A 10,310-nucleotide genomic window follows, 5' to 3' on the forward strand; every position below is an offset into this window, starting at 1 on the left:
CGGCCGCGCGCAGCGCTTCCACGCGCGCCTTCACGGCATCGGTCAGCGCCGGGTTCAGCGGACCCTGGTTCGCGCCGCCCGAGGCGCTCGCGTTGTAGGGCTGCGGCGCGGTGGCCGAGGGGCGGCCCCAGAAGTGCTTGGGGTCGCTGAAGTTCTGGCCGATCAGCTTCGAGCCGACGGTGGTGCCGTCGAGCACGATCAGGCTGCCGGCCGCCTGCGCGGGGAAGGCCGCCTTGGCGGCGCCGGTGACGGCCATCGGATAGATCAGGCCGGTGAGCGCGCTCAGCAGCGCGAAGACGACGATGGCGGGGCGGACGATGCCGCCGGTGGTGTTGCTCATGATGGGGACTCCTCAGACCAGGTGAATGGCGACCAGCAGCCAGTCGATCAGCTTGATGCCGATGAAGGGAACGAGCAGACCGCCCAGGCCGTAGATGGCGAGGTTGCGGCGCAGCAGCGCGGCGGCGCCCACCGGCCGGTAGCGCACGCCCTTGAGCGCCAGCGGGATCAGGAACACGATCACCAGCGCGTTGAAGATCACCGCCGACAGGATCGCCGACGACGGGCTCGCGAGGCGCATCACGTTGAGCGCCGCGAGCTGCGGATAGGTCGAGACGAAGATCGCGGGAATGATCGCGAAGTACTTCGCCACGTCGTTGGCGATCGAGAAGGTGGTCAGCGAGCCGCGCGTCATCAAGAGCGCCTTGCCGGTCTCCACCACCTCGAGCAGCTTGGTCGGGTTCGAGTCCAGGTCGACCATGTTGCCGGCCTCCTTCGCGGCCTGCGTGCCGCTGCCCATGGCCACCGCCACGTCGGCCTGCGCGAGCGCGGGCGCGTCGTTGGTGCCGTCGCCGGTCATCGCGACCAGCCGGCCCTCGGCCTGGTACTTGCGGATCAGCGCCAGCTTGTCCTCGGGCGTGGCCTCGGCCAGGAAGTCGTCCACGCCGGCCTCGGCCGCGATGGCGGCGGCGGTGAGCCGGTTGTCGCCGGTGATCATCACCGTCTTGATGCCCATGCGGCGCAGCTCGGCGAAACGCTCCTTGATGCCGGTCTTGACGATGTCCTTGAGCTCGACGATGCCGAGCACGCGGTCGCCCTCGGCCACCGCCAGCGGCGTGCTGCCGCGGCGCGAGGCTTCCTCGGAGGCGCGCAGCAGCTCGGGCGCCATCGTGCCGCCGAGCGCCTCGACGTGCCGGCGCACCGCCTCGACCGCGCCCTTGCGCAGCACGATGGGATCGGTGTCCAGGCTGTTCGGCGCGGCCGGCAGGTCGACGCCGCTCATGCGGGTCTGCGCGGTGAAGGCCACGAAGCGCGCGTCCTCGACCGGCGCCGGTTCCAGCCCGTCGCGGCGCGCGAGCTCCACGATGCTGCGGCCCTCGGGCGTCTCGTCGGCCATCGAGGCCAGCATGGCGGCGCGCGCGAGGCGTGCCTTGGTGACGCCGGGCGCCGGCAGGAAGGCGCTGGCCTGGCGGTTGCCGTGCGTGATGGTGCCGGTCTTGTCGAGCAGCAGCACGTCGACGTCGCCGGCGGCTTCCACCGCGCGGCCCGAGGTCGCGATCACGTTGGCCTGCATCATGCGGCTCATGCCCGCCACGCCCACGGCCGACAGCAGGCCGCCGATGGTGGTGGGGATCAGGCACACCAGCAGCGCGACCAGCGCGGTCAGCGAGACCACCGTGCCGGCGCCCGCGGCTTCCACGCTGAACACCGAGAACGGCAGCAGCGTGACCGTGACCATCAGGAACACCAGCGTGAGCGCCACCAGCAGGATGGTCAGCGCGATCTCGTTGGGCGTCTTCTGGCGGCGCGCGGCCTCGACCATGCCGATCATGCGGTCGAGGAAGGACTCGCCCGGGTTCACCGCGATGCGCACCACCAGCCAGTCGGACAGCACGCGGGTGCCGCCGGTCACGGCCGAGAAGTCGCCGCCCGATTCGCGCACCACCGGTGCCGATTCGCCGGTGATGGCGCTCTCGTCGACCGAGGCCACGCCTTCGATCACCTCGCCGTCGAGCGGGACCACGTCGCCGGCCTCGACCAGCACCACGTCGCCCTTGCGCAGGTTGGGCGCCTGCTCCGGGAGCCACTTCGCATCGCGCTGCGGCTCGGCCAGCTTCTTGGCCCAGGTGTCCTTGCGCAGGCCGCGCAGCGAGGCGGCCTGGGCCTTGCTGCGGCCCTCGGCCAGCGCCTCGGCGAAGTTGGCGAACAGCACCGTGAACCAGAGCCACACGGTGACCGCGAGCACGAAGGTCGGCGACATGCCGGTGTCGCCCGGGAAGCTCAGCGTGTGGATCCACAGCAGCGTGGTGAGGATGCTCCCGATGTAGACGATGAACATCACCGGGTTGCGCCACTGGGTGCGCGGGTTCAGCTTGGCGAAGGCGCCGCGCAGCGCGGGGCGTACCAGTGCCGCGTCGAACAGCGACAGGGAAGTCTTGGTTGTGGTCATGACGTGCTCCTCCTTACTTCCAGAGCACCAGGTGCTCGACGATCGGCCCGAGGGCCAATGCCGGCACGTAATTGAGCAGACCGACCAGCAGCACGGTGCCGATCAGCAGGGAAACGAACAGCGGCCCGTGCGTGGGCAGCGTGCCGGCCGTGACCGGAAGACGCTTCTTGGCGGCCAGCGAACCCGCGATGGCGAGCACCGGCACGATCATCGCGAAGCGGCCGAACCACATCGCCAGGCCCAGCAGCGCGTTGTAGAAGGGCGTGTTGGCCGACAGGCCCGCGAAGGCGCTGCCGTTGTTGTTGGCGGCCGAGGTCAGCGCATAGAGGATCTCGGAGAAGCCGTGCGCGCCGGGGTTGGCGATGCCGGCCTTGCCCGCGCCCGAGACCACCGCGATGGCGGTGCCCACGAGCACCAGGATCGGCGTCACCAGGATCGCGATCGACAGCAGCTTCATCTCGCGCACCTCGATCTTCTTGCCGAGGTACTCGGGCGTGCGGCCGATCATCAGCCCGGCGATGAACACCGCGAGCATCGCGAAGATCAGCATGCCGTACAGGCCCGAGCCGACGCCGCCGAACACCACCTCGCCGAGCTGCATCAGCACCAGCGGCACCATGCCGCCGATCGGCGTCAGCGAGTCGTGCATGAGGTTGACCGCGCCGCACGAGGCGGCCGTGGTCACGGCGGCGAACAGCGCCGAGGCGTCGATGCCGAAGCGCACTTCCTTGCCTTCCATGTAGCCGCCCGACTGCAGCGTGCTCGCGGCCTGGTCGACACCCAGCGGGCCGAGCAGCGGGTTGCCGGCCTGCTCGGCGGGCGTGAGCACCATCACCGCGACCACGAACATGATCGCCATCGCCGCGAACACCGCCCAGCCCTGGCGCATGTCGCCCACCACGCGGCCGAAGGTGAAGCACAGCGCCGCGGGGATCAGGAAGATCGCGAGCATCTGCAGCAGGTTCGACAGCGCGGTCGGGTTCTCGTAGGGGTGCGCCGAGTTGGCGTTGAAGAAGCCGCCGCCGTTGGTGCCGATCATCTTGATCGCCTCCTGCGAGGCGACCGGGCCCATGGCCAGCGTCTGCGTCGTGGTGGTGGCGTCCTCCATCACCGGCGCGCCCTTGTCGTCCTTCAGCGGCTGGCCGTCGGGGCCGGCCTTGGGCTGCTGGAACGCGGTCGTCTCGAGCGTGGTCGCCGCCTTGTACTCGTCGAAGTTCTGGATCACGCCCTGGCCCACCAGCACCACCGCCAGCACGAAGGAGATCGGCACCAGCACCCACAGCGTGACGCGCACGATGTCGGCCCAGAAGTTGCCGACCAGGCCCTTGCCCTGGCCTTCGCCGCGGCGCGCGAAGCCGCGCACCAGCGCGAACGCCACCGCGATGCCGGTCGCGGCCGACACGAAGTTCTGCACCGTGAGGCCGAGCATCTGCGTGAGGTAGCTCATCGTCGACTCGCCCGCGTAGCCTTGCCAGTTGGTGTTGGCGACGAAGCTCACGGCGGTGTTGAAGGCCGAGTCGGGCGACACCGCGCCCATGCCGGCCGGGTTGAGCGGCAGCAGTCCCTGCAGCCGCTGCAGGCCGTAGACCACGATCGCGCCGACCGTGTTGAAGGCCAGCAGCGCCATCGCGTAGACGCGCCAGTTCATCGACTGCGCCGGCGCCACGCCGGCCAGCTTGTAGAACGGGGATTCGACGCGCGCCATCCAGCGCGGCACGCGTTCGTTGCACAGCGCCGCGAGGAACCTGCCGACCGGCCAGGCCAGCAGCAGCAGCAGCGCGAAGAAGAGGGCCAGCAGGCCCCAGGCCGAGGCGCTCATCTCAGAACTCCTCGGCGCAGATCAGCGCGAAAACCAGGTAGGCGAACAGCACCACGGCGATCAGCGCGCCGAAGCCGTAGAGGACGTCGAGGCCGATCACGATGCGTCTCCCTCTTTGGCTGCCGGCGGGTTCGGTCCCTCGAGCCGGTTCAGCCCGACGACCATGGCCGCCACCACGACCCATAGCGCCAGCAAGGCGCTCATCCAGACGATGTCCATGCATCACTCCTGCTATCAAAAAGATGAATTGCAGTCTCGGCAGATGCGCGTCAAAACGGGGGAAAGAGTCGGTGGGGGGCCGTAAAGAAAGCGTAAAAACGCCGCCCGGGGCGGCTTTGGATCAGGCGGGGGAACGGCTGCGCGGCGCCTGCGCGAGCACGAGCAGCACGGCGCATGCCGCGCCATAGAGATGCGCCTGCACCAGCACCTCGCCGCCGATCAGTGCACGCTGTGCCTCGGTGGGCTCGCTCCACAGCTGCCAGCCGATGCGGGCCGCCACGACGGCCAGTGCCAGCCGGGCCGGCAGGTCGCCGCGCCAGGCCTGCGGCGCGAGCACCCAGACGAACAGGCCGTACAGCACGCCCGACAGCCCCGCGTAGTCCGCGACCCGGGGCGATGCCACCAGCAGCAAGGCGCTCACGCCGAGCGCCAGCGCGACGAAGGCGTCGGCCCAGGCGCGCGCGCCGGCGCGGTCCTTCGCGAACGCCGCGCACACGGCCAGCCCGCCGAGGTTCAGCAGGCAATGCGTCCAGCCGAGGTGCACCAGGTGTGCCGTGAGCAGGCGCCAGAGCTGGCCGCCGAGCACGGCCGAGCGCTCGTAGCGCAGCGCCTCGTAGACCGGCTCGCCGCCCGCCTGCAGCGCGAGCATCAGGCTCGCGAGCACGACGGGGCCGCGCCAGCGCGCGGGCACCGGCGAAGAGGACGGCGGGTCTTGCATGCGCGGCAGTGTATCGGCGCGACTTCCACAGCCTGCCCGCGCGCGGAATCCGGGTAATCACTATCGAACCCCGGCCGATGGGCCTTCAAGCTGTGGTCGGCCAATTTTTGTTCAACAAAACAAGGGGAATTGTCATGAGGATCCGTCATCGCATCTCACGTCCCACGCAATGGTCCATCGTGCTCGCCGCCGCCATCGCGGCCGGCCACCCGGTGTCGGCGCAATCGCCCGACACCGGCGACTGGGTCCAGGTCTATTCGATCGTCGTGCCCTATGCCAGCGACAACGATCTCAACGCCCTGACCCGGCTGCTCGACCATGCCTACGTGGACCAGAAGGCCCGCACGGTGTCGGCCGAGGTCGGCCCGGGCGAACTGGCGCAGCTGCGGATGCTGGGCCTTCCCGTGCAGATCAACGAGGCCGAGACGGCCCGGATCCGCGACTACATCACCAAGGGCGTGGGCAAGCAGGCCTCGACCGCACCGGACACCACGCCGGGCACGAAGAAGATCTCCGACGGCGGTTCGCACGCGGCCTGCTACCGCACCGTCGGACAGGTCTACAGCAGCTTCGACGAGCTGGCCGCCAAGTACCCGAAGCTGGTGAAGGTGCAGACCCTCGGCAAGACCTGGATGGGCGGGCAGTACCAGAAGCCCGGCACGGACTCCGACAACAACACGAATTCGTCCTGGGTCAACCTGCTGGTCAAGTACCTGCCCGCGAGCGTTCTCAACACCTTCAACCTGAGCCTGTTTCCCACCGAGCCCTACCCGATCCGCGTGATCGTGGCCGGCAACTTCGAGAAGCAGGACGCGCAGGCGCAGAAGCCGCCGAACATGGTCTGGACCGGCGGCATCCATGCCCGCGAGTACGCCCCGCAGGAAGTCGGCATGAAGTACATCGAGTGGTTGCTCGACAACTACGAGACCGATGCGAACGCCCGCATGATGCTCGACACCAACCGCTACCACTTCGTCGTCCACAACCCCGACGGCCGCTCGATCGCCGAGCAGCAGATCACGGCCCGGCAGCGCAAGAACACCAACTACGCCACGGCCGCCTGCAGCACGGCGCGCAGCGGCGGGGTCGACCTGAACCGCAACTACCCCTTCGGCTGGCGCACGGGCGGGCCCGGGGCTTCGGACAACCAGTGCGCCGAGGACTATCGCGGCACCGCGGCCGTCTCCGAGCCCGAGACGCAGGTGGTGCTCGACTACGTGCGCGGCAGCTGGAACCAGGCCGCCTGCAAGTGGGAGGGCGGCGCGCTGCCCGACGGGCGGCCCAAGAGCGCGACCTATTGCAACGCGCAGAACCGCGACAACGGCGGTGCCGGCGAATTCGACTGGAAGACCGGTGCCGACGAGAACTACGGCGGCGGGGTGTTCATCGACCTGCACAGCGCGGCGCGCGCCATCCTCTGGTCCTGGGGCGTGCGGCGCTCCGAGAACGAGAACAACATCCAGACGCCCAACAACCTCGGGCTGGCCACCATCGCGCAGCGCATGGCCTATCACAACAAGTATTCGGCGCAGCAGGTGCTCGGCTACGACACCGAGGGAACGACCAAGGACGCCGTCTACGGCTACCTGGGCGCGCCTTCGTACACGGTGGAGATGGGCCGCTCCTTCTACGAGAGCTGCGACAACTTCAACAAGGAGGTCTATCCCGAGAACTTCAACGGCTTCCACTACCTGAGCCGCGTGCTGTACCGGCCCTACCAGTTGCCGCAGGGACCGGACACGGTCGACGTGAAGATCGCCGCCGAGGCCGTGCAGGCGGGAACGAAGGCGCTCGTCACCGCGACCGTGGACGACAACCGCTACCTCTATTCGAAGCCTGGCCAGTCGGACATTCCGGCGCCGCCGGTGCCGGTCGTCAAGAAGATCAAGACGGCGCTGGCCTATGTCGGCAAGCTGCCGTGGGAGGCCGGCGCGGTCGGCATCCCGCTGGCGCTCTCGGCCTCGGACCAGGCCAGCCCCGGCCTCGAGGAAGCGACCCGGACCGCGAGCGGCATGCTCGACACCACGGGCCTCGCACCGGGCCGCCACATGGTCTACGTGCAGGGCATCAACGAGGACGACAAGCCCGGCTCGGTGTCGGCCGCGTTCCTGAACGTCAAGGCCGCGCCCGAGGTCACGCCGGAACAGCCGGTGATGCCGATCGCGTTCCCCTTCCGCAGGAGCGGCGGCGCGCTGGATCTGGTCGACCTGGCGCTGGCCGCGCTCGGCGTGGCGGGCCTGGTGGTCGCGCGCCGGCGTCGTCGCTGATCGCGCGCGGCGGGGCGCTCAGGCGCCTCGTCGCACGAGCTTGCCGGTGGACGAGGCGCGCGCGATCAGCCGGCCATCGAGCGACCAGAGGTCGGCCTCGAGGAACACCACGCTGCGGCCCCAGCGCAGGATGCGCGCCTCGGCCTCGAAAGTGGCGACGTCGGCCCGGTCGAGGAACGAGATCTTGAGTTCGAGGCTCGCGAGGCCGGCCGCGGCGTCCTTCGCGTTCACCGCGAAGGCCATCGCGCAATCGAGCCATGCGGTGACCAGCCCGCCCTGCACCACCGTGCCGTTGCTGTGCGCGAACTCGGGCCGCGCCACGAAACGCACGCGCGCGAGGCCGGCCTCGGCATCGCTGCGCAGCAGCTGCGAAAAGCCGATGGTGTGCATCAGCGCGCTCGGGAATTTTTCGATGTCCATGCGGGGATTTTCGCGTGGCCGATGCGCACGGCCTTGACGCCTCGGCGTCTCGTCCCGGCGCGTCAGGTGCCGAAGATGCAGCGCGTGGTCGCCATCATCCGCGGCTGCTTCGTCGCATTGACCGAGGGCGTGTGCAGCACGCGCATGTCCATCAGGAACACGTCGCCGGCGCGGCCGCACATCTCGACGATGGCCAGGCCCTGCTCGCCCAGGCGGCGCTCCAGGTCCGCCGGGTCCTTGAGCAGCTCGCGCAGCGCGGGTTGCGAATCCGAGGCCGGCCGCCGCGTGTCGATGCGGTGCGAGCCCGCGAGCGCGAGCGTGGCGCCGCCGTGCGGTGCCACGTCGTCGATCAGGAAGAAGGCCTGCACGCCGGGCAGCGGATCCTGCGGCCGCGCCGCGAGGTCGACATGCCAGTTCAGGGCCTGCAGGGTCCAGTCGCCTTGCCCTGGCGGCGACAGCAGCAGCTGCGTGCCCTGGGGGCCCGCTGCGGGCGGCGACGCGAGGCCGCCGAGCTCGGCGACGAGATCGAGCAGCGCCGGCGTGACCAGGGCTTCATGCAGGCCGGGCAGGTTCACGAGCGCCGAGAGCTTGCCGATCTGCTGGAACAGCGGCAGGCGCTGCACCGCGCTCAGGCCGCCCTTGGCGCCGGCCAGGCGCTTGAGTTCGTCGCGCAGCTTCTGGCGCAGCGGAGCCATGCGGGGCTTCGGGTGGAAGCCTTCGAGGTGGAGACAGCCGTGGGTCCTGAAATGATCGATCTGCGTCGGGTTCATGGAAGCATTGGGAACAACTGCCGACAGTGGAACACGCCGGCGGCCCGGCGTCAGTCAGCCGAATCCACCACCTTCGGCCGCCACGCGATCACCCCCTGCGTGCGTGCGCGCACCTCGGGCGTCGCGAGGCAGGTGGCAACAGCCTCGTAGCCGGGTGCGCCTTCGAACGGCGCGACATAGGTCGGCGGACTGTGGTTCGCCGGGCACAGCAGGATCGACTCGTGCGCGCCGACCGCCGCGAGATCGATGAAGGCACTGGAGCGCGTAAGCAGGAACAGCGGCCGCGCCTCGGCGCCGCGGCGGCGCAGGTGGGCGATCAGCGCCTCCTGGGTCGCATGGTCGAGGCCCTGCTCCACCATGTCGACGACGAGGGCGGCGGGGCCTTCGGCTTCGAGGCCGGCCAGCAGCGCGACCAGGGCTTCGGACCCGGTGGCGCCGTCCTCCACGAGCCAGGCCAGCGCGGCATCGACGCGCGATCGCAGGGCGGCGTCTTCACGCAACCGCGTGGCGGTGGCATCGCCCTCGGCGCGGTCCAGCGGCAGGAAGACCGCGCCCGGAAAACGCTCGGCGATGCGCAGCGCGAGCCGCGTCTTGCCGCTGCCCAGCGGGCCGACGATGTGGTTGATCGGGCGGATGTCGTTCAGTGCGAAGCGTTCGCCGCCCCAGGGCCAGGGCAGTTCGAACTCGAGCGCGGGCCGGGTGTCGGGCTGCAGCAGGCGCGCGAGTTCGCCGGGCGCGGGCAGGCGTCCGCGCGCTAGTTCGTCGCGCAGGCCACGCACTTTCTCCAGCGTGGCGTCGAGCTCTCGCGCCTTGGCTTCGAGCGCCGCCTGGTGCGCCGCCAGGGCTGGTGCCAGGCCTTGCGCATCGCCCTCGAGCACGCGCGCCACCTGCGCGAGGCTGAGGCCCAGCGCGCGCAACGCGACGACCTCGGCGGCACGCGCCATCTCGGCGGGTCCGTAGGAACGCCAGCCTGCGGCCGTGCGCGCCGGCACCAGCAGGCCGCGCTGCTCGTACAGCCGCAGGGCCTTGGCGGACACTCCGAGCCGGCGCGCGGCCTCGGCCGGGTTCAGGAAACGGGAAGAAGGGGTCACGGGATCACCTCGGTGTTTGCTGCGATGCCGTGTTTATCGAGGTGGCCGCAGGGGCCGGGTCAAGCATGGCGCGCGCAACGCACTCAAAGATCGCGCTGCAGCTGCCAGGCCTGGTACTTGAGGCTCGCCACCGCGCCAACGACGATGCCGACGATCGCCGGCAGGCTCGCGAGGCTCAGCGTGGAGAGCGCGCTCAGGCCCTGGCCGATGGTGCAGCCCATGGCGGTGACGCCGCCGATGCCCATCAGCACGGCGCCGCCCAGGTGATGCGCGAGGTCGCCGCTGCCGGCGAAGCCCTCCCAACGGAACTCGCGCGCCCACAGCGCCTGCGCGGCGGCCCCCACGATCACGCCGGCCACCGAGGCGATGCCCAGGGTCAGCAGCTTGTTGGCGTCGCTGTAGAACATCAGCCAGTCGAGCGCATAGGCCAAGGGCGTGACGAAGCTCAGCGCCTCGGCGCGGCCGGAGTTGGTGGCGAGGAACACGTGCTCGAGCGTGAGCGGATGCTCCTCGACCACGGCCCAGTGGCCGCTGAGCCACCAGGCGGCCACCACCAG

At 70.1% G+C, this 10,310-nt stretch carries 11 protein-coding genes; 1 reads left to right on the top strand and 10 read right to left on the bottom strand.

Annotated elements, in window-relative coordinates; genetic code table 11:
- From AC27VN_RS21025 to rrtA, 6 genes are all read right to left on the bottom strand, one after another.
- Positions 1 to 340 (bottom strand): potassium-transporting ATPase subunit C (locus AC27VN_RS21025; protein WP_490877766.1); only part of this gene is annotated, 340 nt, incomplete at its 3' end.
- A 12-nt stretch (positions 341 to 352) separates the two neighbouring features.
- Complete coding sequence (kdpB, locus tag AC27VN_RS21030; protein ID WP_093355182.1) at positions 353 to 2,449, bottom strand: potassium-transporting ATPase subunit KdpB; 2,097 nt, start codon at positions 2,447 to 2,449, stop codon at positions 353 to 355.
- A 13-nt stretch (positions 2,450 to 2,462) separates the two neighbouring features.
- Positions 2,463 to 4,268, bottom strand: a complete 1,806-nt coding sequence (kdpA, locus tag AC27VN_RS21035) for a potassium-transporting ATPase subunit KdpA (protein ID WP_208509084.1) — start codon at positions 4,266 to 4,268, stop codon at positions 2,463 to 2,465.
- A 1-nt stretch (position 4,269) separates the two neighbouring features.
- A complete protein-coding gene (gene kdpF, locus AC27VN_RS21040; RefSeq protein ID WP_057593567.1) occupies positions 4,270 to 4,368 on the bottom strand; it encodes a K(+)-transporting ATPase subunit F in 99 nt (32 codons plus the stop codon).
- The gene (locus AC27VN_RS21045) at positions 4,365 to 4,487 is read right to left on the bottom strand and encodes a hypothetical protein (protein ID WP_256223059.1); all 123 of its coding nucleotides are present in this window, start codon (positions 4,485 to 4,487) and stop codon (positions 4,365 to 4,367) included. Before AC27VN_RS21045 ends, kdpF begins: the two co-directional genes overlap by 4 nt.
- Before the next feature lie 121 nt (positions 4,488 to 4,608).
- A complete protein-coding gene (gene rrtA, locus AC27VN_RS21050) occupies positions 4,609 to 5,205 on the bottom strand; it encodes a rhombosortase (protein WP_490877767.1) in 597 nt (198 codons plus the stop codon).
- Between the two features lie 134 nt (positions 5,206 to 5,339).
- On the opposite strand from rrtA, the gene AC27VN_RS21055 reads away from it, so the two are divergent.
- Positions 5,340 to 7,472, top strand: a complete 2,133-nt coding sequence (locus tag AC27VN_RS21055) for a M14 family zinc carboxypeptidase (RefSeq protein ID WP_490877768.1) — start codon at positions 5,340 to 5,342, stop codon at positions 7,470 to 7,472.
- Positions 7,473 to 7,490: 18 nt separating this feature from the next.
- Here AC27VN_RS21055 and AC27VN_RS21060 read toward each other — a convergent pair whose 3' ends face one another.
- The 4 genes from AC27VN_RS21060 to AC27VN_RS21075 all read right to left on the bottom strand — a co-directional run.
- Positions 7,491 to 7,892 carry a PaaI family thioesterase gene (locus AC27VN_RS21060; RefSeq protein WP_490877769.1) on the bottom strand — a complete coding sequence of 134 codons (402 nt, stop codon included), beginning with the start codon at positions 7,890 to 7,892 and terminating at the stop codon, positions 7,491 to 7,493.
- 62 nt (positions 7,893 to 7,954) lie between these two features.
- Positions 7,955 to 8,662 (bottom strand): phytanoyl-CoA dioxygenase family protein, encoded by a 708-nt coding sequence (locus tag AC27VN_RS21065; protein ID WP_490877770.1) that lies wholly within the window; start codon positions 8,660 to 8,662, stop codon positions 7,955 to 7,957.
- Between the two features lie 50 nt (positions 8,663 to 8,712).
- The gene (locus tag AC27VN_RS21070; RefSeq protein WP_490877771.1) at positions 8,713 to 9,753 is read right to left on the bottom strand and encodes a MerR family transcriptional regulator; all 1,041 of its coding nucleotides are present in this window, start codon (positions 9,751 to 9,753) and stop codon (positions 8,713 to 8,715) included.
- Between the two features lie 83 nt (positions 9,754 to 9,836).
- The coding region (locus AC27VN_RS21075; protein ID WP_490877772.1) for a YeeE/YedE thiosulfate transporter family protein at positions 9,837 to 10,310 on the bottom strand (474 nt) is incomplete at its 5' end.

This window comes from Variovorax sp. 20P10.2.4, assembly GCF_058244205.1.